22 protein-coding genes, 1 pseudogene and 1 riboswitch are annotated in these 22,653 nt (G+C 72.3%); of the genes and pseudogenes, 10 read left to right on the top strand and 13 right to left on the bottom strand.

What is annotated here, in order from left to right; genetic code table 11:
• Nucleotides 1-13: 13 nt before the first annotated feature.
• Nucleotides 14-202: a hypothetical protein gene (locus ACPXCS_RS30475; RefSeq protein WP_425951073.1), complete on the bottom strand. Its 189-nt coding sequence runs from the start codon at nucleotides 200-202 to the stop codon at nucleotides 14-16.
• A 316-nt stretch (nucleotides 203-518) separates the two neighbouring features.
• Between ACPXCS_RS30475 and ACPXCS_RS30470 the strand changes: the two genes are divergently transcribed.
• Nucleotides 519-2,558, top strand: a complete 2,040-nt coding sequence (locus ACPXCS_RS30470) for a HelD family protein (protein WP_425951072.1) — start codon at nucleotides 519-521, stop codon at nucleotides 2,556-2,558.
• 26 nt (nucleotides 2,559-2,584) lie between these two features.
• On the opposite strand, the gene ACPXCS_RS30465 is transcribed toward ACPXCS_RS30470, so the two are convergent.
• Both ACPXCS_RS30465 and ACPXCS_RS30460 read right to left on the bottom strand, forming a co-directional pair.
• The gene (locus ACPXCS_RS30465) at nucleotides 2,585-3,277 is read right to left on the bottom strand and encodes a copper homeostasis protein CutC (RefSeq protein ID WP_425951071.1); all 693 of its coding nucleotides are present in this window, start codon (nucleotides 3,275-3,277) and stop codon (nucleotides 2,585-2,587) included.
• Between the two features lie 109 nt (nucleotides 3,278-3,386).
• Nucleotides 3,387-4,067, bottom strand: coding sequence for a maleylpyruvate isomerase family mycothiol-dependent enzyme (locus ACPXCS_RS30460; protein ID WP_425951070.1), 681 nt, complete (start codon nucleotides 4,065-4,067; stop codon nucleotides 3,387-3,389).
• Nucleotides 4,068-4,114: 47 nt separating this feature from the next.
• On the opposite strand from ACPXCS_RS30460, the gene ACPXCS_RS30455 reads away from it, so the two are divergent.
• Entirely contained in the window at nucleotides 4,115-4,777 is a 663-nt protein-coding gene (locus tag ACPXCS_RS30455; protein WP_425951069.1) for an HD domain-containing protein, read from the top strand.
• 34 nt (nucleotides 4,778-4,811) lie between these two features.
• The gene (locus tag ACPXCS_RS30450) at nucleotides 4,812-5,870 is read left to right on the top strand and encodes a GNAT family N-acetyltransferase (protein WP_425951086.1); all 1,059 of its coding nucleotides are present in this window, start codon (nucleotides 4,812-4,814) and stop codon (nucleotides 5,868-5,870) included.
• Here the strand turns inward: ACPXCS_RS30450 and ACPXCS_RS30445 are convergent.
• Both ACPXCS_RS30445 and ACPXCS_RS30440 read right to left on the bottom strand, forming a co-directional pair.
• Nucleotides 5,840-6,127 (bottom strand): DUF4031 domain-containing protein, encoded by a 288-nt coding sequence (locus ACPXCS_RS30445; RefSeq protein WP_425951068.1) that lies wholly within the window; start codon nucleotides 6,125-6,127, stop codon nucleotides 5,840-5,842. The two genes, ACPXCS_RS30450 and ACPXCS_RS30445, sit on opposite strands and share 31 nt — an antisense overlap.
• Before the next feature lie 7 nt (nucleotides 6,128-6,134).
• Nucleotides 6,135-6,518, bottom strand: coding sequence for a hypothetical protein (locus ACPXCS_RS30440; RefSeq protein WP_425951067.1), 384 nt, complete (start codon nucleotides 6,516-6,518; stop codon nucleotides 6,135-6,137).
• A 55-nt stretch (nucleotides 6,519-6,573) separates the two neighbouring features.
• Between ACPXCS_RS30440 and ACPXCS_RS30435 the strand changes: the two genes are divergently transcribed.
• Both ACPXCS_RS30435 and murQ read left to right on the top strand, forming a co-directional pair.
• Entirely contained in the window at nucleotides 6,574-7,509 is a 936-nt protein-coding gene (locus ACPXCS_RS30435; RefSeq protein ID WP_425951066.1) for a MurR/RpiR family transcriptional regulator, read from the top strand.
• A gap of 47 nt (nucleotides 7,510-7,556) precedes the next feature.
• The gene (gene murQ, locus ACPXCS_RS30430) at nucleotides 7,557-8,489 is read left to right on the top strand and encodes an N-acetylmuramic acid 6-phosphate etherase (protein WP_425951065.1); all 933 of its coding nucleotides are present in this window, start codon (nucleotides 7,557-7,559) and stop codon (nucleotides 8,487-8,489) included.
• A 36-nt stretch (nucleotides 8,490-8,525) separates the two neighbouring features.
• Here the strand turns inward: murQ and ACPXCS_RS30425 are convergent, their stop codons facing one another.
• Both ACPXCS_RS30425 and ACPXCS_RS30420 read right to left on the bottom strand, forming a co-directional pair.
• A complete protein-coding gene (locus ACPXCS_RS30425; protein ID WP_425951064.1) occupies nucleotides 8,526-10,568 on the bottom strand; it encodes a hypothetical protein in 2,043 nt (680 codons plus the stop codon).
• Nucleotides 10,569-10,755: 187 nt separating this feature from the next.
• A pseudogene (locus ACPXCS_RS30420) lies at nucleotides 10,756-10,947 on the bottom strand (hypothetical protein); the annotation flags it as partial.
• 114 nt (nucleotides 10,948-11,061) lie between these two features.
• Here ACPXCS_RS30420 and ACPXCS_RS30415 point away from each other — a divergent pair.
• Genes ACPXCS_RS30415 through ACPXCS_RS30405 form a run of 3 tightly spaced genes read left to right on the top strand, consistent with a single transcriptional unit; the run spans nucleotide 11,062 to nucleotide 12,675 of the window.
• Nucleotides 11,062-11,901 carry a helix-turn-helix domain-containing protein gene (locus ACPXCS_RS30415; protein WP_425951063.1) on the top strand — a complete coding sequence of 280 codons (840 nt, stop codon included), beginning with the start codon at nucleotides 11,062-11,064 and terminating at the stop codon, nucleotides 11,899-11,901.
• Nucleotides 11,885-12,082: a DUF397 domain-containing protein gene (locus tag ACPXCS_RS30410; RefSeq protein WP_425951062.1), complete on the top strand. Its 198-nt coding sequence runs from the start codon at nucleotides 11,885-11,887 to the stop codon at nucleotides 12,080-12,082. Before ACPXCS_RS30415 ends, ACPXCS_RS30410 begins: the two co-directional genes overlap by 17 nt.
• Before the next feature lie 23 nt (nucleotides 12,083-12,105).
• A complete protein-coding gene (locus tag ACPXCS_RS30405; protein ID WP_425951061.1) occupies nucleotides 12,106-12,675 on the top strand; it encodes a hypothetical protein in 570 nt (189 codons plus the stop codon).
• Between the two features lies 1 nt (nucleotide 12,676).
• On the opposite strand, the gene ACPXCS_RS30400 is transcribed toward ACPXCS_RS30405, so the two are convergent.
• The 6 genes from ACPXCS_RS30400 to thrC all read right to left on the bottom strand — a co-directional run bounded on the left by ACPXCS_RS30400 (nucleotide 12,677) and on the right by thrC (nucleotide 19,910).
• Nucleotides 12,677-14,230 (bottom strand): carboxylesterase/lipase family protein, encoded by a 1,554-nt coding sequence (locus ACPXCS_RS30400; RefSeq protein ID WP_425951060.1) that lies wholly within the window; start codon nucleotides 14,228-14,230, stop codon nucleotides 12,677-12,679.
• Nucleotides 14,231-14,334: 104 nt separating this feature from the next.
• Entirely contained in the window at nucleotides 14,335-15,492 is a 1,158-nt protein-coding gene (locus ACPXCS_RS30395) for an NADH:flavin oxidoreductase (protein WP_425951059.1), read from the bottom strand.
• A 152-nt stretch (nucleotides 15,493-15,644) separates the two neighbouring features.
• Complete coding sequence (gene groL / locus ACPXCS_RS30390) at nucleotides 15,645-17,267, bottom strand: chaperonin GroEL (RefSeq protein WP_425951058.1); 1,623 nt, start codon at nucleotides 17,265-17,267, stop codon at nucleotides 15,645-15,647.
• 331 nt (nucleotides 17,268-17,598) lie between these two features.
• Nucleotides 17,599-17,802 (bottom strand): cold-shock protein, encoded by a 204-nt coding sequence (locus ACPXCS_RS30385; protein ID WP_004986573.1) that lies wholly within the window; start codon nucleotides 17,800-17,802, stop codon nucleotides 17,599-17,601.
• Nucleotides 17,803-18,260: 458 nt separating this feature from the next.
• Entirely contained in the window at nucleotides 18,261-18,536 is a 276-nt protein-coding gene (locus ACPXCS_RS30380; RefSeq protein ID WP_010035955.1) for a ubiquitin-like small modifier protein 1, read from the bottom strand.
• Nucleotides 18,537-18,623: 87 nt separating this feature from the next.
• Nucleotides 18,624-19,910, bottom strand: coding sequence for a threonine synthase (gene thrC, locus ACPXCS_RS30375; protein ID WP_425951057.1), 1,287 nt, complete (start codon nucleotides 19,908-19,910; stop codon nucleotides 18,624-18,626).
• Nucleotides 19,911-19,928: 18 nt separating this feature from the next.
• A riboswitch (SAM riboswitch) is annotated at nucleotides 19,929-20,084 on the bottom strand.
• 155 nt (nucleotides 20,085-20,239) lie between these two features.
• On the opposite strand from thrC, the gene ACPXCS_RS30370 reads away from it, so the two are divergent.
• Both ACPXCS_RS30370 and ACPXCS_RS30365 read left to right on the top strand, forming a co-directional pair.
• Nucleotides 20,240-21,184 (top strand): glucosyl-3-phosphoglycerate synthase, encoded by a 945-nt coding sequence (locus ACPXCS_RS30370; protein ID WP_425951056.1) that lies wholly within the window; start codon nucleotides 20,240-20,242, stop codon nucleotides 21,182-21,184.
• Between the two features lie 73 nt (nucleotides 21,185-21,257).
• Nucleotides 21,258-22,646 carry an alpha,alpha-trehalose-phosphate synthase (UDP-forming) gene (locus ACPXCS_RS30365; RefSeq protein WP_425951055.1) on the top strand — a complete coding sequence of 463 codons (1,389 nt, stop codon included), beginning with the start codon at nucleotides 21,258-21,260 and terminating at the stop codon, nucleotides 22,644-22,646.
• The last annotated feature ends 7 nt before the right edge of the window (nucleotides 22,647-22,653 follow it).

The following is a 22,653-nucleotide window of genomic DNA, read 5'->3' as shown; positions in this document are numbered from 1 at the left end:
CGGCCCGGGCCGGTCACTTGCGGCGGACGGCGCCGACTTCCTCTCCGTACTCACCGAGGATGACCACGTCGAAGGCGGCGCCCGCGAAGACCCTGACGGCGCGCAGGGCGTCGCCGAGGAGGTGGCGGTGGCTGCCGGACACGGCGGTGGCGCCGGGCGGGCGGCCCGGTGCCGGGGCGGGGTGGATGGTTGCTGCGCTCATGTCTCCATGGTGCGTTTCGCCCCGTAAGACCCGCGTCGGTCTCCGGACCGAACCTGCCGGGGGCCCGCGTACGTCCCGGGGCTGACGCGTGCCCCTCAGGAAGGAGGGCCGCGTCCCCTAGGGGACGCCCGGCAGGAGACGGGTGGCGGGGGCGCGCGGCGAGGGCCGGGCGGCGGAAAACCGTTCGCGATCGGTGCCCGAGCTGCTCTAGGATCTCCGCTCTTGCCCGCCTCCCTCACGGAGTGCCGCCGACCGGACGGAAACCGGCCGGCACCTCACCGCCCTTCCTCAGCAGGTCCCTTCCGGAGGCACCCCCTTGTCCACGTCCGTCGACGACCCGCTCGCGCGTGAGCGCTCCCACCTCGCCGCGTCCCGCTCCGCCCTGCGCGCCATGCGCGAGGACGCCGAAGCCCTCGACATCCGCGACGTCACCGCGAACTGGGTCAACGCCGAGGTGCTGGCCCGCCAGATCGAGGAGCGCATCGAGTCCCTGGCCGACCTCAGCGACACCCCGCTGTTCTTCGGCCGGCTCGACTACCTGCACGCCCCGGGGAGCGACCGGGCCGAGGGGGCCGAGGGCGAGCGCTTCTACATCGGGCGGCGGCATGTGCACGACCAGGACGGCGACCCCATGGTCATCGACTGGCGCGCCCCGGTCTCGCAGCCGTTCTACCGGGCCTCCAAGAAGGACCCGATGGACATCGCGCTGCGCCGCCGCTTCGGCTACACGGGCGGCGACCTCACCGCCTACGAGGACGAGCACCTGTCCGACCCGGCCGAGGCGGCCCGCACCAGCAAACTGCTCCAGCAGGAGATCGAACGGCCGCGCGTCGGCCCGATGCGGGACATCGTCGCCACGATCCAGCCCGAGCAGGACGAGATCGTGCGCTCCGGCCTGTCCGGCACGGTCTGCGTGCAGGGCGGCCCCGGCACCGGCAAGACCGCCGTCGGCCTGCACCGGGTCGCCTACCTGCTGTACGCCCACCGCGAGCGCCTGGCCCGTACCGGCACGCTCGTCATCGGGCCGAACCGGTCGTTCCTGCACTACATCGAGCAGGTCCTCCCGGCGCTCGGCGAGGTGACCGTGCAGCAGGCCACCGTCGAGGACCTGGTCGCCCACGTCGAGATCAGGGGCACCGACGACGCCACGGCCGCGGTCGTCAAGGGCGACGCCCGCATGGCCGAGGTGCTGCGCCGGGCCCTCCACTCCCACGTCACGACGCCCACCGAGCCGGTCGTGGTGGTGCGCGGTTCGCGCCGCTGGCGGGTGCCGGCGTACGAACTGGAGGACATCGTCCGGGAGTTGCTGGACCGCGACATCCGCTACGGGGCCGCCCGTGAGGCCCTGCCGCAGCGCATCGCGCACGCCGTGCTGGTGCAGATGGAACGCTCGGGGGAGGCACCCGACGACCGGGTGCAGGACGCGGTGGCCCGCAACAGCGCGGTCAAGGCGGCCGTCAAGGCGGTCTGGCCGGCCGTCGACCCGGCGAAGCTGGTGCTGCGGCTGCTGTCGGACGCGGAGTTCCTCGCGGCCCACGCGGAGGGCATCCTCGACGCGGACGAGCAGAAGGCGATCCTCTGGGCGAAGCCGGCGCGCAGCGTGAAGGCGGCGAAGTGGTCGGCCGCCGACGCCGTCCTGATCGACGAGGCCACCGACCTGGTCCAGCGCACGCACTCGCTCGGGCACGTCGTCCTCGACGAGGCGCAGGACCTGTCCCCCATGCAGTACCGGGCGGTCGGCCGCCGCTGCACCACGGGCAGCGCGACCGTCCTCGGCGACCTGGCGCAGGGCACCACGCCGTGGGCGACGCGCAGCTGGCAGGAGGCGCTGACCCACCTGGGCAAGCAGGACGCGGTGATCGAGGAGCTGACGGCCGGTTTCCGTGTTCCGACGGACGTCATCACCTACGCCTCACGGCTCCTGCCGCACATCGCCCCGGGCCTCGCCCCGGTGGTGTCGATCCGTGAGAACCCCGGCCACTTCGAGGTCCGGCGGGTCTCCGGGACCGCCGACGTGGTCACCGCCTGCCGCGAGTCGCTGCGCCACGAGGGCTCCACGGGCCTGATCGCGGCGGACGCCCGCGTCCCGGAACTCGCCGCGGCCCTGGCGGACGCCGGCCTCCGCTACCTCGGCCCCGGTGAGGAGACGACCCGGGAGACCCGCCTGACCCTGGTCCCGGCGTCCCTGGCGAAGGGCCTGGAGTACGACTACGTGGTCCTGGACGAGCCGAGCGCGGTGGTCGACGGCGAACCGGACGAACGCACGGGCCTGCGGCGCCTGTACGTGGCGCTGACCCGAGCGGTCTCGGGCCTGACGGTGACCCACTCGGCCCCCTTGCCCGACCAGCTGACGTAGGGGCCGGCCGGAGCGCGGCGCACCGCTCAGGAACCGTCCACCGCGGCCCGCCACTGCGCGACGGCGTCGGCGGAGACCGGCTCGTCCCACCCTCCGGGGCGGGCCGCCCCACCGATGTGGAACCCGTCGACGCCGGCCTTCAGCAGCATCGGCACATGGTCGAGCCGCAGCCCGCCGCCGACGAGCAACTGCTGCCCGTAGCCCGGCTCCCCGGCCCGTCCGGCCTCCGCGAGCAGCACGGGCAGTCCGCCGTCGACGCCGTCCGCCGACCCGGCCGTCAGGTACGTGTCGAGACCCGGCATCCCGTCCAGCTGCTTGCGCAGGGCGTCCCGGTCGGCGGCCCGGTCGATGGCCCGGTGGAAGGTCCAGGGACATCCGTCCAGGGCCGCCACCACCCGCTCCACGGCCATCAGATCGACCGCGCCCCCCTCGTCGAGGAAGCCCAGCACGAACTCCTCGGCCCCGGCCTCGCGCAGTTCCGCGGCCGTACCGGCGAGCCGGTCGACGTCCCCGGCCGCGAACCCGTCCGCCAGCCTGATCATCACCCGCAGGGAGATGTCGACCTCGCGCCGGATCCCGGCGACGGTCGCGGCCGACGGGGTGAGCCCGTCGGCCGCCATGTCGGTGACCAGTTCGAGGCGGTCGGCGCCTCCGGCCTGGGCGGCCACCGCGTCCTCGGCACCGAGGGCGATCACCTCCAGGACTGCACGCTTGCTCATGGGGCCCCTTCGTCGGCACGGCGTCGGCGTTCGATGACAGGTCTAGTCCAATCAAAGACTACGCTGCCCACTCCCGCCGGCTCCCAAGCACCCTCCGGGGCCCGGGCCCTCACCCGTAGATGTTCAGCTCGGCCGCCTCCACCCCGGCCAGTTCGAACGCGGGCGCGCCGTCGACCGGCCGCCCCGTGTACAGCCGCACCAGCGTCGGCCCGTCCCCGATGAAGCGCCCCGGGGGCCGCTCCCCGCCGCCCTCACCCAGCCGCAGCGGCTCGTCCAGGTCGTCGAGGTCGGCGTGGAGCGGCACATGGCCCCGCTCGCGGGTGATCCGGGCCAGCAGGGCGAGCGCGTCCGGCAGCCCGGCCCCGCCGTACGCCCCCGGTTCCCCGAGGGCCTCGCGCACGTCGCCGGCGTGCACCCACTCCCCCAGGGCGAGGCCGTCCAGCTTCCCGTCCGCACCGGCGATCACCGGCCCGGCCTCGGTCATCCCGCGCTCCAGTTCGTCGACGACCCGCGCGTTGCTCCAGCCGGCCCGTTCGGCGATGTCCCGGTCGTTCGAACCGGGCGAGAACACGCCCGGCTCGAACCTGCCCTCCACCACCCGCGCCAGCGCGGCCGAGCAGTGCGCCAGCACATCCCGCACCGTCCAGTCCGGGCACGCGGCGACGGGCCGCGCGAAGTCCTCCTCGGCCCTGTCCCGCAGCAGCGGGATCAGCGCGTCACGCTCGGTCGTGAGCAACCGCCCGGGCTGCTCGGGGTCCCGTACGTCGTGCACATCAGCAGGAGTCGTCATGGACCCCACGCTAGGTGCCCCACGCCGATCGGCGGGAGAATGACCCCATGGCCGATCTCGACACCCTGCGCACCCGCTTCGCCCGCACCCTGGAAGCGGCCCGCGGGCCGGCCGGCGGTCCGGACCCGGCGCCGTACGCCGAGGATCTGCTCCGCCGCTGGCAGGAGCCCCAGCGCCGCTACCACACGGTCGGGCACCTCACGGCGGTCCTGGACCGCGTCGACGACCTGCGGGAGTACGCGCGGGACCTGGCGGCGGTCCGGCTGGCGGCCTGGTTCCACGACGCGGTCTACCTGCCCGACCGCTCCGAGAACGAGGAGCGCTCCGCCCGGCTCGCCGAACGGGCCCTCACGGAGGCCGGTGTTCCGGACGCGCGGACGGCCGAGGTGGCCCGGCTGGTCCGCCTCACCGTCACGCACGACCCGGCGGACGACGACCCCGACGGCCAGGTCCTGTGCGATGCCGACCTGGCGATCCTGGCCTCGCCCCCGTCGGTGTACGCCGCGTACACCGCCGCGGTCCGCGAGGAGTACCACTTCGTGCCGAACGACGCCTTCCGCTCCGGCCGCGCCGCGATCCTGCGCCAACTGCTGGAGCTGCCCCTGCTGTTCAGGACGCCGTACGGGGCGCGGCACTGGGAGGCGACGGCCCGCTACAACCTCACCGCCGAGCTGGAAATGCTGTCGCTGCCGCCCGGGGATCCCTCGTAGCCTGCCCGCCATGTGGACAACGGGTGCGGAACAGGTGGAGCAGGCCGTCGCCGGGTGCGTGGAGGCGCTGGGGACGGTCACCGGACGGGACTGGGCGGGGGTGCGGGCCGGACGGCTGGAGTGGAGCTGCCGGGAGGCCGCCGAGCACATCGCGGACGATCTGATCTCCTACGCCGGGCAGTTGGCGGGGCGCGAGCCGGACGCCTACAGCCCGTTCGAGATCTCGCTGGAGGAGGGGACCGACAACGCGGGCGTGCTGCGGGTGATCGGCGCCATGGGCGCGCTGCTGGCCGCCGCGGTGCGGACCACCCCGCGCGAGGTGCGGGCCTTCCACCCGTACCCGTTCCGCAGCGCGAACCGCGAGGGGTTCGCCGCCATGGGCGTGGCCGAGGTGCTGCTGCACACCCACGACGTCGCCGAGGGGCTCGGCATCGCCTACGAGCCCGACCCGGAGCTGTGCGCCTTCGTGCTCACCCGGATCTTCCCGCACGTCCGGCCCGGCCCCTCCCCCTGGCCGACCCTGCTGTGGGCCACCGGCCGCGGCGAGCTGCCCGGGCGGGCGCCCGTGACGCGGTGGCGGTGGAGCAACAACCTGGTGATCGGCACCGAGCGGCTCACCCTGCAGGGCGTCACCCCGGCGGCGGCCACCGACCTGTCCACGGTCGGCGACGGCGGCTTCGCCTGGCTCGGCGGCGAGCCGGCCGAGGGCACCCGGGTCGGCGCGGGGCTCGTGTACAAGCAGTACGAGGACGGTGTGCACCGGCCCGAGTGGGGCATGTACGCGCTGGTCCGCCGCGAGGACGGCCACGCGCTCGGCGCCATGGGCTTCCACGCCGTGCCGGACGGGGCGGGCCGGGTCGAGATCGGCTACGACCTCGTCGAGGCGGCCCGCGGCCACGGCTACGCCACCGAGGCCCTGCGCGCGCTGTCGTCCTGGGCGCTGGACCGGCCCGAGGTGCGGGTGGTCGTGGCCCACGTCGAGCGGGACAACCTGCCCTCGCAGCGCGTGCTCGCCCGGGCCGGGTTCACGCAGGCCGCCGCCGACGACCCCGAGCACCTGGCCTACGAACTGCGCGTGTCCGGCGACCGGTAGCGCCCCTTCGGGCGCCGCAGCCCCGCCCCGTGCAGCAGCCGCACCACCTCGCGGCTGCTGACCTCCACGGCCCCCGCCTCCACCGCGTCCGCGTAGCGCTGGGCGGGGATGTCGTAGTGGTCGCGTTCGAAGGCGCGGCGGGGCACGCCCAGGCGGGCGGCGAAGGTGTGGAGTTCGTCGTAGGAGACGTCGCTGACGAGGTGGGACCACATCCGGCCGTGGCCCGGCCAGGTGGGCGGGTCGATGTAGATCGTCACGCCGGCCTCACGAGGACGCCGGTCCGCCGAGGGCCTCGGCGAGGGATCCCACCGCCGCGACCTTCACCCCGGCCTCGCTGCACACCCAGTGCGGGTCGGGTCCCAACTCCGGTTCCACGTCGAGCGCGTGCGGCTCGCCGCTGCCGCACACGGGGCACAGCGGCCAGCGGCCGTACCGCTCCAGCAGGGCGTCCTGGACGTCCTGGGCGACCAGACCGGCGACGAACTGCGCGCCCTCCGGCCACTGCTCGATCCACCAGCGCCGCTGGGTGACCGACTCCTCGACCAGCGACACGACGTCGGCGTCCGCCACGCGTCCCGCGACGAGGTCGGCCAGTACGAGGGCGCGCGCGGCGTGCAGCGTCTGCTCCAGGGGGCTGATGGGGTCCATGCCCCCATTGTGCGCACTCTTGACCCCGACGCCGAGCCGAAAATATCTTTCAGAGGTGACCCGAAGAGTGAAGGAAATTTTCGCCGCCGACCGCGGCGGCCCGGGTGGCACGGGCGGCACCCCGCCCGCTCCCGCGGCCCTCGCGGCCAAGGTCCGCACCCTCGCCCCGTCGATGACGCGCTCCATGCAGCGTGTCGCCGAGGCCGTCGCGGGCGACCCGGCCGGCTGCGCGGCCCTCACGGTCACCGGCCTCGCCGAGCTCACCGGCACCAGCGAGGCGACCGTCGTACGGACCGCCCGGCTGCTGGGCTATCCGGGTTACCGGGACCTGCGCCTGGCCCTGGCCGGCCTCGCCGCCCAGCAGCAGTCGGGCCGCGCCCCGGCCATCACGACGGACATCGCGGTGGACGACCCGATCGCCGACGTGGTCGCCAAGCTCGCCTACGACGAGCAGCAGACCCTCGCCGACACCGCCGCCGGGCTGGACACGGTCCAGCTGGGCGCGGCCGTGACCGCCCTGGCCTCCGCCCGCCGCACCGACGTGTACGGGGTCGGGGCGTCCGGGCTGGTCGCCCAGGACCTGATGCAGAAGCTGCTGCGCATAGGGCTGCTGGCACACGCCCACAGCGATCCGCACCTGGCGGTCACCACCGCCGTCCAACTGCGCGCGGGCGACGTCGCGATCGCCATCACGCACTCCGGGTCGACCGGGGACGTCATCGAGCCGCTGCGGGTGGCCTTCGAGCGCGGGGCGACGACGGTGGCGATCACCGGCCGACCGGACGGCCCGGTCACGCAGTACGCCGACCACGTCCTCACCACCTCCACCGCGCGCGAGAGCGAGCTGCGTCCCGCGGCCATGTCGTCCCGGACCGGCCAGCTCCTCGTGGTGGACTGCCTGTTCGTGGGGGTGGCGCAGCGGACGTACGAGACGGCGGCGCCGGCGCTGTCGGCGTCGTACGAGGCGCTGGCCCACCGGCATCGCTCCTGAAGGCAGCCGCCCCGCACCGCACCGGAAAGACACGGAAAGAGCCGTCCATGACCTCCACCTCCGACCCCCGTGACCTGCGCGCCGAGTTGGGGTCCCTGACCACCGAGGCCTTCCGGCCGGACCTCGCGGACATCGACCGGCTGCCCACCCTGGACATCGCGCGGCTGATGAACGGCGAGGACGCGACCGTCGCCGGGGCGGTCGCGGCGCGGCTGCCCGAGATCGCCGCCGCGATCGACGCCGTGGCGGAGCGGATGGCCCGGGGCGGCCGCCTGGTCTACGCGGGCGCCGGCACGGCGGGCCGGCTCGGCGTCCTGGACGCCTCCGAGTGCCCGCCCACCTTCAACACCGATCCCTCCCGGGTCGTCGGCCTGATCGCGGGCGGACCGGGTGCCGTGGTCACCTCGGTCGAGGGCGCGGAGGACTCCCGGGAGCTGGCCCGGGCCGATCTGGACCCCCTCGGCCTGACCCCCGACGACACGGTGGTCGGCATCTCCGCGTCGGGCCGCACGCCCTACGCCATCGGCGCGGTCGAGCACGCCCGGGCCCGCCGCTGCCTCACCGTCGGCCTCTCCTGCAACCCGGGCAGCCCGCTCGCGGCCGCCGCCGAGCACGGCATCGAGATCGTCGTCGGCCCCGAACTGCTCACCGGCTCCACCCGCCTGAAGGCCGGGACGGCGCAGAAGCTCGTCCTCAACATGCTGTCGACGATCACGATGATCCGGCTGGGCAAGACCTACGGGAACCTGATGGTCGACGTCCGCGCCTCCAACGACAAGCTCCGCGCCCGCTCCCACCGCATCGTCGCCCTCGCCACCGGCGCCGGCGACCAGGAGATCGAACGGGCCCTGGCCGCCACCGACGGCGAGGTGAAGAACGCGATCCTGACCCTCCTCACCGGCGTGGACGGCCCGACGGCGGCCCGCCTTCTGGAGGAGTCCGGCGGTCACCTGCGGGCGGCCCTGGAGGCACACCCGTAGGCCCGGACCGGCAGCACGGATACGGGACCTGCCCCCTCAGCCGGAGAGCTGGACGACGGCCTCCCGCTCCTCCTGCTGCTGCTCCCGCTCCGCCGTGGCCCGGTCGGCCAGGGCGTTGACGGCCGCGTTGAACCGCTCCGTCGACGTGGGGTGGTCCGGGCCCAGGACGTACTCCTTGAGGACCCGGCGCTCGGGTGCCATCGGGTCGTGCAGCGGTGCGCGCACCGCGCGGAGGATCTCCGGCAGCCGGACGCACGCCCGGTCCAGCAGGTAGGCGCCCCCGGCGGTGGTGTAGGCGGCGCGGAAGGCCTCGTCGGGCAGGTCGTTCGCGTTGGTCAGGACGTACGGCTTCAGGCTCGCCACGAAGTCCGCGACCACGGACGACACATCGCTGACGAGCAGATCGGCCTGGTCGAAGCACTCGTAGAGCGTGGGCAGTTGCCCGGTGATCACCTGGTGCCGGACGGCGCCCCGGCTCTCCCGGAAGATCCGGTGCCACTCGGCCCGCAGCGCGTGCCACTCGGCCTCGCCGCCCGGGTCCGGCAGACGGGCCTCGCGGGTCTGCTGGGCGTCGTCGCCGCCGAGCCGCCCCGACAGCTCCGCGAGCCGGGCCTGGATCTCCACGAGCCGTGGCCGGGCGGCGGCGACCGCGGCCGCCACGCGTTCCCCGTCGCCCCGCTCGCCGTCCCGGCGTTCGTTGTCGGCGCGCAGCAACTCCCTGATCGCCCGGTCGGCTTCGGCGGCGGCAGGCGAGCGCTTGCCGGTCAGGGGGTGCGGCTTGTAGAGGACCCGGACGTTCTGCGCGAGCAGCTTCTCGACCAGCGTCACGCCCATCGGGATCAGGGACGTGTGGCAGTCGTCGTCGCTCCAGCCCTCCCAGGTCGGCGCGTACAGGACGGTCGGCAGCGGCCCGGGCACGTGGTCCGCGTGCAACCGGATCGACGACAGCTGCGGGCGTCCCACCTCGACGATCGCGGAGTCGCTGATGGCGTGCCGCACCCGCCGGTACCGGTCGCGCCCGGCCCGCCCGGCGACCCAGATCTCGTCGTACACCTTGCTCACCCGGTTGCTGCTGGCGAGCTTGTCACTGTCGCCGTGCCCGATGAAGACGTGCTTGGCCTCGGCGACCCGCAGCATGTGCACGTTCTTGCCCGCGTTGCCGGGATAGAGCACGACACGCAGCTCCGGCAGTTCCAGCTGGGCCAGGTCGTCGGCCTTCGGCACGCACAGGACCGGGATCGAGGTACGGCTCAGATACCGGAACGAGGCCCGCTCCCGCAGGATGATCAGCGGACGCCGGTCGAGCCGCTCCAGCGTCTCGATCCACATGTTCACCTGGTACATGAAGTCCCGGGACACGGACGCGAAGCTGAAGTACAGCGCCACCTCCGGCCGGTATGCGGCCAGTTGCCGGTCGACCTCGGCGATGACCTGCTCGTCCGACGGCATCCGGCGGGCCCGGCGCAGCTGCCCCAGCAGCGCCAGCACGGCGGCCACCGTGAGCCCGGTGGTCAGCGCGAACCCGGCACCGGCGGGCTGCCACGCCCCCACGGCGAGCGCGGTGAGCACTCCGGCGTGCGCCGGCAGGTCCAGGTGGAGCAGCTTGCGCAGGAAGCGCCGGTAGAGGAGGGCGGGCGGCGCCGGTGGGATGCCCGCCCCGCTCATGTCGAGGTTGCGCACCACCACCGGCAGGATGCGCCGGCGCCGGATCGCGTGATGCACCGCGGTGTACAGGACCACCAGCGCGAAGTGCACGCTGAACACGGCCGACGCGATGACCAGCACGGAGCCGGGCGCGTCCATCCGGTCGGCCAGGGCGAGCAGCATCACCGTCCGCACGGCGAACCGCATGGTGCGCGTCAGCTGCAACGCGGCGAGCCGCCGCACGAAGGCGGGGGCACGCGTGTGCAGCACCTCGTCGGCGGCGTAGCTCACGGCCGAGGCGAGGGCGAAGCCCCACAGGGACGGGAGCAGCGCGAAGACGGGCAGTGCGGCGAAAGCGGCCGCGAACAGGAGTACGAGAAACAGGTCGGTCTTCCCACGCACGCGCAGGACACCGCACCACCAACGGAGCGTCATGGCAGGCTTTCTCTGAGGCGATCGGTCTTCCCAAGGGGCGTGCGGTGGGGCGGACGCCGGTGTACGCGCGATACGCCTGTTCGACGGCGATGACGGGCGAATGGTTGTAGTCCACCCACCGATCACCCTCACGTCACCGCGACTTCACCTCCCGGTTGACCTGCCGCACGCGCGCCCGCAGCGCGTCCCCGACGGGCAGCGACCGCAGCACGTCGGTCAGATGCTCGGCCGTCCGCACGTTGCACCGCCCCAGATCGACCAGGGCGAACGGCTCCTCACTCGCGGCCGTGACGGGGTCGACCCGCAGGGACGGCAACACGACACCGACACCCGCGAGGGCGTCCCGCAGCGACTTCACGGCCTCTTCTGTCGAGCGCATGCTCTCCTACCTCCACACTGAGTTGCCAATTCACCACCCAGCGTGTCCGAGCCGCCCCTAACCTGGCCATACACGGCAGTCCAACAACCCGATGTGTGCGACAGGGAGTTGCCCATGCCCGGACCCAGGGACCTCGACCCGTCCTCCTCCCCGCGGGCCCTCCTGGGCGCCGAACTCCGCCACGCCCGCGAGAAGGCCGGCCTCAGCCAGGAGGAACTGGGCCAACGGCTGTTCGTGAGCGGCTCGTTCATCGGCCAGCTGGAGGCGGGCACGCGCAGGATGCAGCGGGAGTACGCGCGTCTGCTGGACGAGGCGCTGGGGACGGAGGACTTCTTCCAGCGGCACTGCGGGGCGGCGGCGAAGTCGAAGTATCCGGAGCATTTCGCGGAGGCGGCGGAAGCGGAGGCGCAGGCGACGGAGATCCGGGAGTACGCGCCGCTCCTGATCCCCGGCCTGCTTCAGACGCCCGGCTATGCGCGAGCCGTCTGCCGGGCATACCAGCCGACGGCTCCCGAGGAGAAGATCGAGGAGCTCGTGGCCGCGCGGATCGAGCGCGCCCGCCTGCTCAGCGACCCAACAGAGCCCTTGTTGTGGGCGGTGGTCGACGAAGCCGCACTTCGACGGGTGACAGGGGGACCCGAGGTGATGGCGGAGGCGTTACGCCACATCGCGGACCTGGGCCGCCGCGGCCGGGCCATCGTCCAGGTGCTGCCGTTTGACGCGGGTGCGCATACGGCCATGCAGGGTGCGATCAAGCTGATGGACTTCGAGGGCGCCCCTCCACTGGTCTACTTCGAGGGGGTCGGAACCGGACGCTTGGACGATGACCCAGTCATGGTCAAGGAGCAGCGGTTCAGGTACCAACTGCTCACCGCCTTCGCACTCTCGCCCGGGAAGTCCCTGGCCCTGATCGAGCGTTTGGCTCAGGATTACGCTCATGAGGCGCATTCCTGAGGTCACCTGGCACAAGTCCAGCCACAGCGGCGGCGACGGCGGAAACTGCCTCGAAGTAGCCGTCGGTCACCCCACCGCCGTCCCCGTCCGCGACTCCAAGAACCCCCACGGCCCGCAGCTCGTGTTCCGGGCCACCGCCTGGGCCGCTTTCGTCGCGCACCTCAAGGACGACACGGCCTGAGCCGACTGGGGACAATGGACAGCATGAACCACGCCCAGCTGACCGCACTCGGCCGCGCTCTCCGTCTGCTCGGTGAGCACGGGGAGGCCCTCACCTCCGACACCCCGGACGCCAAGCTGCACGAGGTGCGGGCGGACCTGCGGCGGGCCCTGGACCTGCTGGAGGAGAGCGTCTCGAACGCCGCGCCCAGCACCCGGTGCCCCGAGCACCCGAACGGACCGGTCGACGAGGCCGCCCCCGACCTGTGCCTGCTGTGCGAGACCCGGCGCCGGGCAGCCCGCCGCAACGAGTTCAACGGACCCGGGCCCCACCAGCCGCAGACCGACCCCGTGCAGTCGCGGTACGGCGTACGCGGCGACCGCCCGCAGCCCCAGCAGCGCTGGCTGCCGGAGCTGTGGAACGGCCAGACCTGGCAGCTGTGCGGCACCCCGCGCCGGGACCGCCGCGAGGCCGAGCTGTACATCGCCGCCCAGCGCCGCGCGCCCCGGGCCGCGATGGCGTACCGGCTGGTCCACGAGTTCACCGACTACGAGGTCCTGCGGGTGTGGGGCACACCGGTGCGGACCGACATCGAGCCGATGGGCAACCTCTAGGTCACAGCAGCGGCAGAGCCCGGAACTCGTGGCCCTCCCACAGCCGCCGCGAGGTCTCCTCGGGACAGGCCGTGACCACCGGCTCCGCGTCCAGCACCTGCACCAGCCGCTCGTCGTCGTACGCCGGCCAGCCCGGGTCGCCCGTCCTGGCGAACGCCGTCCAGGAGGAGCGGAAGCGGGACGACAGTGCCAGGGCCTCGGCGGACGGCTCGGTGCCCGCGAACAGCAGGGCCCCCAGGTCCGCCCCGTACGTGCCGAACAGCAGCGGGACGTCCAGGCCGTGGCAGGCGCCGAGCGCGCCGCCGTCGCCGGGGGCCGGCCAGGTCAGTTCGTAGACGTGCGCGCTGCCGCCGCCCGCGCGGTGCGCCTCGGCCAGGTGCAGCGAGGGCATGGCGAACAGCCAGTCCGTCCGGACGCGTTCGTACAGCTCGGCGGGCGAGGCGCCGGGGAAGGCCGTGCGGTAGGCCGCGGCACCGTCCGGGCCGGGGGCGAACAGGCGCAGGGCCGCGTCCGCCCGGTCGTCGGGGATCCGGCCGAGCTGTCCGGCCAGGGCGACGAAGAGGCGGTACTCGTCGCGGTTGTGGCCGACGAGCAGGTCGATGTCCCTGGCCGCTCCGGAGGCCAGCGCCTGCCACGGCGCCGCCGGCAGGACCTCGCCGTCGACCACCGGCGAGAAGGGGGTCACCGTGGGCGCCGCCCGGCCCCAGCGGTCCAGGTGCTGCGGCATCTTCGGGCCGAGCGCCTCCCCCGCCGCCGTCAGCCGCCGCGGGTCCACCGTCGACAGGTCGGCGACCGTGGGGCGCAGGCCCACCTCGGCGGCGAGGGCCGTGCCGATGTCCCGGGCCAGCTCGGCGGAGAAGAACGTCCCCGGCACGCTCTGCGCGATCGCCCGCCGGAACAGCCCGGCCGCGCGGTCCATCACCAGCAGCGAGGCCACCGAGCCCGCGCCCGCCGACTCGCCGAAGACCGTCACCTGCCCCGGGTCGCCACCGAACGCCTCGACGTTGTCGCGCACCCACTCCAGCGCGGCCACCTGGTCGAGCAGGCCGCGGTTGGCGGGCGCGCCCTCGATGTGGGCGAACCCCTCCATGCCGACGCGGTAGTTGAAGGTGACGACCACGACATCGCCGTCGGCGGCTATGTGCCGGGCGTCGTAGCCGGGGCTGCCGGCGTGGCCGAGCTTGTAGGCACCGCCGTGGATCCACACCATCACCGGGCGGCGGGCGGCCGGGTCGGGGTCGGGGGTCCAGACGTTGACCGTGAGCCAGTCGTCGCCCTGGGGAGTGGCGACCAGGGCCGGGCCGCCCAGCAGGCCGAGGTCCTGCGGGGGCGGCGGGCCGAAGGCGTAGGCCTCCCGTATGCCGTCCCAGGGCCGGGCCGGGCGCGGCGCCTGGAAGCGGGCCTCGCCCACCGGCGGTGCGGCGAAGGGGATGCCGCGGAAGACCGCGAGCCCCTCCGCACGCCGTCCGCGCACCGCGCCGGCGGTGGTGCGCACCACCGGCCCGGGCAGCTCGGACCGGCCGTCCGCGGGCGGGCGGGGCTCGGTCGTCGTCATCGTTGGTCTCCTCACGGGTGCCGGTGATCAGGCGCTCGGCCAGTGTGCTCGACCGAGGCAACCGGATCCAGACACCCGTGGGCGGAGCCCTGGGCGGACCGGGGTCAGCTGAGGGTCTTCAGCGCCGCCGCGTCGTACGGCGCCAGCTCGTCGAAGCGGCCCGCCAGGACCTTGCGCGCCCACTCGGGGTCCTGCAGCAGGGCGCGGCCGACGGCGACCATGTCGAACTCGTCGCGCTCGAAGCGGTCCAGGAGGTTGTCGAGGTCGCCGACCTCGGCGCCCTGGCCCTGGAAGGACTTGATGAAGTCGCCGCGCAGACCGACCGAGCCGACGGTGATGGTGGGCTTGCCCGTGAGCTTCTTGGTCCAGCCGGCGAGGTTCAGGTCGGAGTCGTCGAACTCGGGGACCCAGTAGCGGCGGGTGGAGGCGTGGAAGGCGTCGACACCGGCGGCGGCGAGCGGGGTCAGGATGGACTCCAGCTCCTCCGGGGTCTCGGCGAGGCGGGCGTCGTAGGCGTCCTGCTTCCACTGCGAGTAACGGAAGATGACGGGGAAGCCGGGCGAGACGGTCTCGCGGACGGCCGCGACGATCTCCGCCGCGAAGCGGGCGCGGGCGACCCGGTCGCCGCCGTAGGCGTCGGTGCGGCGGTTGGTGCCCTCCCAGAGGAACTGGTCGAGCAGGTAGCCGTGGGCGCCGTGCAGTTCCACGCCGTCGAAGCCGATGCGCTCGGCGGCCGCGGCGGCCTCGGCGAACGCGCCGATGACGGCGTCGATGTCGGCCTGCGTCATGATCTTGCCGGTGCCCTCGGTGCCGTCCGTGCGGATACCGGAGGGACCGACGGCCGGGGCGTCGGCGACGGGCGGCTCGCCCTGCTTGCGGACCATGCCGATGTGCCACAGCTGCGGCACGATCGTGCCGCCCGCCGCGTGCACCGCCTCGGCGACCTTCGCCCAGCCCGCGAGCTGCTCCGGACCGTGGAACCGCGGCACCCGGTCGCTCTGCCCGGCCGACTCGTGCCCGACGTAGGTGCCCTCGGTGACGATCAGGCCGACCCCGGCCGCGGCGCGGCGCGCGTAGTACGAGACGACGTCCTCACCGGGCACGCCGCCCGGGGAGAACATGCGGGTCATCGGCGCCATCGCGATCCGGTTGGGGACGGTCAGGCCGTTCAGCGTGACGGGGCGGGACAGGATGTCGGCGGCGCGGGAGGCGGCGGCGTCGGTCACGTGGGGGCTCCTTCGGATACCGGACAGTACGCACATACCAGGCAGTATGTGCATGCGCATAGGACGTACGGTTCAACGACCCGGTCCGGCCCCGCCATCCCGCCCCCACTGTGATCCGGCACACGCCCGAGGGCGGCACCCCCTGCCGGGAGTGCCGCCCTCGGAAAGACGACGATCGACCAGGTCGATCAGAAGTCCATGTCACCGCCCGGCATACCGCCACCGGCGGGCGCGGCGGCCTTCTCCGGCTTGTCGGCGATGACGGCCTCGGTGGTGAGGAACAGCGCGGCGATGGAGGCGGCGTTCTGCAGCGCGGAACGGGTCACCTTCGCCGGGTCGATGATGCCCTCGGCGATCATGTCGACGTACTCACCGGTCGCGGCGTTCAGGCCGTGGCCGACCTGGAGGTTGCGGACCTTCTCCACGACGACGCCGCCCTCGAGACCACCGTTGACGGCGATCTGCTTCAGCGGGGCCTCCAGCGCGAGCTTCACGGCGTTGGCGCCGGTCGCCTCGTCACCGTCGAGCTCCAGCTTCTCGAAGACCTGGGAGGCCTGCAGCAGGGCCACGCCACCACCGGCGACGATGCCCTCCTCGACGGCCGCCTTGGCGTTGCGCACGGCGTCCTCGATGCGGTGCTTGCGCTCCTTGAGCTCCACCTCGGTGGCGGCACCGGCCTTGATGACCGCGACACCGCCGGCGAGCTTCGCCAGGCGCTCCTGCAGCTTCTCGCGGTCGTAGTCCGAGTCGCTGTTCTCGATCTCGGCGCGGATCTGGTTGACCCGGCCCTGGACCTGCTCGGCGGAGCCGGCACCGTCGACGATGGTGGTCTCGTCCTTGGTGATGACGACCTTGCGGGCCTTGCCCAGGAGGTCGATCGTGGCGTTCTCCAGCTTGAGGCCGACCTCCTCGGAGATCACCTCGCCGCCGGTGAGGATGCCGATGTCCTGCAGCATCGCCTTGCGGCGGTCACCGAAGCCCGGGGCCTTGACGGCGACGGACTTGAAGGTGCCGCGGATCTTGTTGACGACCAGGGTCGACAGGGCCTCGCCCTCGACGTCCTCGGCGATGATCAGCAGCGGCTTGCCCGACTGCATGACCTTCTCCAGGAGCGGGAGCAGGTCCTTGACGTTGGAGATCTTGGAGTTGGCGATCAGGATGTACGGGTCGTCGAGGACGGCCTCCATACGCTCCATGTCGGTGGCGAAGTACGCCGAGATGTAGCCCTTGTCGAAGCGCATACCCTCGGTGAGCTCCAGCTCCAGACCGAAGGTCTGGGACTCCTCGACCGTGATGACGCCTTCCTTGCCGACCTTGTCCATCGCCTCGGCGATGAGCTCGCCGATCTGGGTGTCGGCGGCGGAGATGGAGGCCGTGGAAGCGATCTGCTCCTTGGTCTCGACGTCCTTGGCCTGCTCCAGCAGGGCGGCGGAGACGGCCTCGACGGCCTTCTCGATACCGCGCTTGAGGGCCATCGGGTTGGCACCGGCGGCCACGTTGCGCAGACCCTCGCGCACCAGGGCCTGGGCGAGGACGGTCGCCGTGGTCGTACCGTCACCGGCGACGTCGTCCGTCTTCTTGGCGACTTCCTTGACCAGCTCGGCGCCGATCTTCTCGTACGGGTCCTCGAGCTCGATCTCCTTGGCGATGGAGACACCATCGTTGGTGATCGTGGGCGCGCCCCACTTCTTCTCGAGGACGACGTTGCGGCCCTTGGGGCCGAGCGTCACCTTCACGGCGTCCGCGAGCTGGTTCATGCCGCGCTCGAGGCCGCGCCGCGCCTCCTCGTCGAACGCGATGATCTTGGCCATGTGAAGTGGTCCCTCCAGGACTGGGGGTGATTACTTCGGACCGCGCCCGCGCCCGCGACGGACGGCCTCCGACCGGTGGTTCCTTGCCCCACCTGGTCCGCGGCCTCACCGACCCGGTCCTTACGTTGTCACTCTCACCTTCAGAGTGCTAACGCAATGATTAGCACTCGGGCATGGCGAGTGCAAGCGCCTCCCGGGGATCGGGCAGGGTCGTCAGCCACCCGCGAACACCCCCCGGCACCCGCTGCGAACAGGCCGAAGGGCCCACACCCCGGGGGGTGCGAGCCCTTCTGAGAAGACCTGTCGCTTGCGCGTCGGTCGTGGTGCGCGTTCAGGCGGTGACGCGAACCATGTCGGCCTGCGGACCCTTCTGGCCCTGCGAGATCTCGAACTCGACCCGCTGGCCCTCTTCCAGGGTGCGGTAGCCGTCCATCTGGATCGCGCTGTAGTGGACGAAAACATCCGCACCACCGTCGACCGCGATGAAGCCGTACCCCTTCTCCGCGTTGAACCACTTGACGGTGCCCTGAGCCATGCCTAACTCCCCTATTACTGGCCCTTGCACAGATCCACACTTCGCGGACCCGGGTCAGACCTCACCCCCCACGGTTGGGGGCGTGCGCCGGAACGCGTCGACCGCGGCTGAATGTATCTGTCCAACTGCCGTCTGCAACAGGTCAATCGGACGAGAATTCTGGACGCGCAGGGTCCGGAATGTGGGGAGAATTCGCCCGAATTCAGGGCAAGTCGGGCCACATAAAATACGCAAAAGCCGCGAAAGACACGCACACTTTGGCTACATCTTGTCGGGCTCGCAGCGGGAATTCAGAGTTCCGATCACAGGATCGGGATCGCGTTCCCCAACTGTACCGCGCTCAATCACATGGAATTGCCCCCTCCGCTTCTCTCACGGTGGGGGCAATTCGATGAACTCTCCGTGACCGGCATTACTCCAGGTAACAATCAGGCCGGCCGACCGGTTTACGGGCCCGCTCAGCCTCCCGCGACGGCGGGGATGATCGACACGCCGGCACCGTCCGGGGTGGCCGTCTCCAGCCCCTGCTCGAACCGCACGTCGTCGTCGTTCACGTACACGTTGACGAAGCGGCGCAGCTTCCCCTGGTCGTCCAGCACCCGGGCGGCGATCCCCGTGTGGTTCTTCTCCAGATCGGCGATGACCTCGCCCAGGGTCGCCCCCTCGGCGGCGACCTCGGCCTGCCCGCCGGTGTAGGTACGCAGGATGGTGGGGATGCGAACGGTGACGCTCATGACTTCAGAACCTCCGGTTGGGTATCGCCCTCAGGGGCGCGGGGAACTGCGCGACCAGCCCCCACGGCCCGCAGCGAACAACGACGCTCAGACGAGCCCGGCTTCACGGAACGACTCCAGACTGGGACGAATGGTCGCGGTCAGCCCCGTGCCCGCCACCGCGTCCAGCGTCTTCAGACCGTCCCCGGTGTTGAGCACCACGGTCGTCTTCGCCGGGTCGAGAACCCCGCTCTCCACCAACTTGCGCGTCACGCCCACGGTCACCCCACCCGCGGTCTCCGCGAAGATCCCCTCGGTCCTGGCGAGGACCTTGATCGCGTCGACGATCTGCTCGTCCGTCACGTCCTCCACCGCACCGCCCGTGCGCCGCGCGATGTCCAGCACATACGGCCCGTCCGCCGGGTTGCCGATCGCCAGCGACTTGGCGATCGTGTCCGGCTTCTGCGGCCGCACCACGTCGTGCCCGGCCTTGAACGCGGTCGACACCGGCGAGCAGCCCTCGGCCTGCGCGCCGAAGATCCGGTACGGCTTGTCCTCGACCAGCCCGAGCTTGATCAGCTCCTGCAGGCCCTTGTCGATCTTCGTGAGCTGGGAGCCGGAGGCGATCGGCACCACGAGCTGGTCGGGCAGCCGCCAGCCGAGCTGCTCGCAGATCTCGTACGCCAGCGTCTTGGAGCCCTCGGCGTAGTACGGCCGCAGGTTGACGTTGACGAAGCCCCAGCCCTCGCCGGCCGGGTCGCCGATCAGCTCGGAGCAGAAGCGGTTCACGTCGTCGTAGTTGCCCTCGATGCCGACGAGCTCGCCGCCGTACACCGCGGCCATGACGACCTTGCCCTGCTCCAGGTCGTGCGGGATGAACACGCACGAGCGGAAGCCGGCGCGGGCCGCCGCGGCGCCCACCGCACCGGCGAGGTTGCCGGTGGAGGAGCAGGAGAGGGTGGTGAAGCCGAAGGCGCGGGCGGCCTCCAGGGCCTGCGCGACGACGCGGTCCTTGAAGGAGTGCGTCGGGTTGCCGGAGTCGTCCTTGACGAACAGCTTGCCGGCGTCGACGCCCAGCTCGCGCGCGAGGTTGTCGGCCTTGACCAGCTTGGTCCAGCCCGGGTTGATGTTCGGCTTGTCCGCCACGTCGGCCGGGACCGGCAGCAGCGGGGCGTAGCGCCAGATGTTCGCGGGGCCCGCCTCGATCGTCTTGCGCAGCTCCTCGGCGTCGTAGGACGAGAAGTCGTAGGCGATCTCCAGCGGGCCGAAACACTCCTCGCAGGCGAAAACCGGGCCGAGGGGCACGCGGTGACCGCACTCGCGGCAGCTCAGGGCGGCGGCCGGGCCGAGGTCTACGGTGGAGTTCGTGGTGCTTGCAACAGTCTGCACAGCCATGTGAGGCGAGGCCCTTTCTCCTCATCTTCCTCACGACGCATCTCGCCGTGAGACGGATTTGGCACCTTCCCTAGCCGGGAGCCTCGCGCTGTGGTCGCCAGTGACCTACGAGAACCGACTGGAGGGTTGCCGGGGCTTCATCGGGCCGTTTCCCTCTGCCCCTCTGGATGAGCTGTATGTGGTTGTAGACGGCGGGCGACCTCGGACATGCGATGGTCATCCGCGTTGTTCAAGACTGTAACCGACGACCAGGACAGTTGAGATAGTCGTCCGAACCGCGAGACGCGTCACATCCCGTCCCGCCGAGAGAACGCTAAGGAGCCGCCACGGTGCTGGAAGAAGTCGAGCGCTGGCTGAGCACCCGTTCCTGGTCTGCGAACGAACGCCCGCTCCACCGGATCATGGCCGCCAAGCAGCGCACGGGCCGCACGGTCAGTGTGGTGCTGCCCGCGCTGAACGAGGAGGAGACGGTCGGCGACATCGCCGCCGTCATCCGGCACGACCTGATGCTGCAGGTCCCGCTCGTCGACGAGCTGGTCGTCGTCGACTCGGGCTCGACCGACCGCACCTCCGAGGTGGCCGCCGCCGCGGGCGCGACGGTGGTGCACCGCGACGCGATACTCCCGCGCGTCCCGGCCGTACGCGGCAAGGGTGAGGTGCTGTGGCGCTCGCTGCTCGTCACGCGCGGGGACATCGTCTGCTTCGTCGACGCGGACCTGCGGGACTTCTCGTCCGACTTCGTCTCGGGGATCGTCGGCCCGCTGCTGACCGACCCGGACGTGGCCCTGGTCAAGGGCATGTACGACCGGCCCCTGGGCGGCGCCGCCGGGCAGGGCGGCCGGGTCACCGAGCTGATGGCGCGCCCGCTGCTCAACATGCACTGGCCGCGGCTGGCCGGGTTCGTGCAGCCGCTGGGCGGGGAGTACGCGGCCCGCCGCTCGCTGCTGGAGCAGCTGCCGTTCCCCGTCGGGTACGGCATCGAGCTGGGCATGCTGGTGGACGCCCTGCACCTGGTGGGCCTGGACGCCCTCGCCCAGGTGGACGTCGGGGTGCGCAAGCACCGGCACCAGGACGGGCAGGCCCTGGGCCGGATGGCCGCCGAGATCTACCGCACGGCGCAGCTGCGGCTGGCCCGGGGGCACCTGATCCGGCCGTCCCTGACGCAGTTCGAACGGGGTGGCGACGGCTTCGAGCCGCGGACGTACTCGGTGGACACGGAGGAACGTCCGCCGATGGTGGAGATCGCCGAGTACCAGGCGCGCCGGGCGGCCTGACCGGGGCCGTTTTCGGCCGGACGCGGCAGGTCCGTACGTTTGAGCGTTTACAGGCCGGGCTAGGTTGAGGCCTATGGGTTCGACGCACGGTTCTGCACGGGTACTGGTGGCCTCCAACCGGGGCCCGGTCTCCTACACGGTCGGTGAGGACGGTTCGCTGAACGCCAAGCGGGGCGGCGGCGGGCTGGTCTCGGGGCTCTCCGCGATCGGCTCGGACGCGGACGCGCTGTGGGTGTGCTCGGCGCTGTCCGACGGCGACCGGGAGGCGGTCCGGCGCGGAGCCGGGGAGGACGGCGTGCGGATGCTGGACATCCCGGCCGACGTGCACGCCGACGCGTACAACGGCATCGCCAACTCGGTGCTGTGGTTCGTCCACCACATGCTCTACCAGACGCCGCTGGAGCCGGTCTTCGACGCGGAGTTCCGGCGCCAGTGGGCGTCCTACGAGACGTACAACCGGGCGTTCGCCGAGGCGCTGGCCGAGGAGGCTGCGCAGGGCGCGGCGGTCGTGGTGCAGGACTACCACCTGACGCTGGTGCCGGGCATGCTCCGCGAGCTGCGCCCGGACCTCAGGATCGGCCACTTCTCGCACACGCCGTGGGCGCCGCCGGAGTACTTCCGGATGCTGCCGGACGACGTGGCCGGGCAGGTGCTGCGCGGCATGCTCGGCGCGGACCGGCTGGGCTTCCTCACCCAGCGCTGGGCGGACGCGTTCACCCGGTGCGCGGAGCGGTTCGCGGGCGGTCTCGGCGGCACCCGCATCGGCGTGCACGGGCTGGGCGCCGACGCGGACTTCCTGCGCAGGCGCTCGCACGAGCAGGACGTCGAAGAGCGCATGGCCGCGCTGCGCGAGGAGATCGGCGAGGGCCGGCGCACCATCGTCCGCGTCGACCGCACCGAGCTGTCCAAGAACATCGTGCGGGGCCTGCTGGCCTACCGGCGGCTGCTGCAGGCGCACGGCGAGTGGCGCGAGCGCGTGGTGCACGTCGCCTTCGCCTACCCCTCGCGGCAGGACCTCGCGGTGTACCGGGAGTACACGGCCGAGGTGCAGCGGCTGGCCGACGAGATCAACGCCGAGTTCGGCACGCCGGGCTGGACGCCGGTCGTGCTGCACGTCAAGGACGACTTCGCCCGTTCCCTGGCCGCGTACCGGCTGGCCGACGTGGCCCTGGTCAACCCCATCCGCGACGGCATGAACCTGGTCGCCAAGGAGGTCCCGGTGGTCTCCGACGCGGGCTGCGCGCTGGTGCTGTCGAGGGAGGCCGGGGCGCACGAGGAGCTCGGCGAGGACGCGATCACGGTGAACCCGTACGACATCACGGGCACGGCCGCCGCCCTGCACGAGGCGCTGTCCCTGAGCCCCGGGGAGCGGGCCGAGCGCAGCAAGCGCCTGGCCGCCGCGGCCACGGCGCTGCCGCCGGCGCGGTGGTTCGTGGACCAGCTGGAAGCGCTGAAGGGATGAGCGGCCC

It is taken from the genome of Streptomyces sp. DT190, assembly GCF_049846985.1.
GTDB lineage: Bacteria > Actinomycetota > Actinomycetes > Streptomycetales > Streptomycetaceae > Streptomyces.
This window is presented reverse-complemented; position numbering and strand designations above follow the sequence as displayed.

Bases quoted from the DNA above. Each gene is read 5' to 3' on its own strand.
- ACPXCS_RS30405 (WP_425951061.1), top strand. From the start codon at position 12,106: ATGAACCACGCCCAGCTGACCGCACTCGGCCGCGCTCTCCGTCTGCTC.
- ACPXCS_RS30415 (WP_425951063.1), top strand. From the start codon at position 11,062: ATGCCCGGACCCAGGGACCTCGACCCGTCCTCCTCCCCGCGGGCCCTC.
- groL (WP_425951058.1), bottom strand. From the start codon at position 17,267: ATGGCCAAGATCATCGCGTTCGACGAGGAGGCGCGGCGCGGCCTCGAG.
- ACPXCS_RS30365 (WP_425951055.1), top strand. From the start codon at position 21,258: ATGGGTTCGACGCACGGTTCTGCACGGGTACTGGTGGCCTCCAACCGG.
- ACPXCS_RS30385 (WP_004986573.1), bottom strand. From the start codon at position 17,802: ATGGCTCAGGGCACCGTCAAGTGGTTCAACGCGGAGAAGGGGTACGGC.
- ACPXCS_RS30475 (WP_425951073.1), bottom strand. From the start codon at position 202: ATGAGCGCAGCAACCATCCACCCCGCCCCGGCACCGGGCCGCCCGCCC.
- ACPXCS_RS30455 (WP_425951069.1), top strand. From the start codon at position 4,115: ATGGCCGATCTCGACACCCTGCGCACCCGCTTCGCCCGCACCCTGGAA.
- ACPXCS_RS30410 (WP_425951062.1), top strand. From the start codon at position 11,885: ATGAGGCGCATTCCTGAGGTCACCTGGCACAAGTCCAGCCACAGCGGC.
- ACPXCS_RS30395 (WP_425951059.1), bottom strand. From the start codon at position 15,492: ATGTGCGTACTGTCCGGTATCCGAAGGAGCCCCCACGTGACCGACGCC.
- ACPXCS_RS30380 (WP_010035955.1), bottom strand. From the start codon at position 18,536: ATGAGCGTCACCGTTCGCATCCCCACCATCCTGCGTACCTACACCGGC.
- ACPXCS_RS30400 (WP_425951060.1), bottom strand. From the start codon at position 14,230: ATGACGACGACCGAGCCCCGCCCGCCCGCGGACGGCCGGTCCGAGCTG.
- thrC (WP_425951057.1), bottom strand. From the start codon at position 19,910: ATGGCTGTGCAGACTGTTGCAAGCACCACGAACTCCACCGTAGACCTC.
- ACPXCS_RS30465 (WP_425951071.1), bottom strand. From the start codon at position 3,277: ATGAGCAAGCGTGCAGTCCTGGAGGTGATCGCCCTCGGTGCCGAGGAC.
- ACPXCS_RS30460 (WP_425951070.1), bottom strand. From the start codon at position 4,067: ATGACGACTCCTGCTGATGTGCACGACGTACGGGACCCCGAGCAGCCC.
- ACPXCS_RS30440 (WP_425951067.1), bottom strand. From the start codon at position 6,518: ATGGACCCCATCAGCCCCCTGGAGCAGACGCTGCACGCCGCGCGCGCC.
- murQ (WP_425951065.1), top strand. From the start codon at position 7,557: ATGACCTCCACCTCCGACCCCCGTGACCTGCGCGCCGAGTTGGGGTCC.
- ACPXCS_RS30425 (WP_425951064.1), bottom strand. From the start codon at position 10,568: ATGACGCTCCGTTGGTGGTGCGGTGTCCTGCGCGTGCGTGGGAAGACC.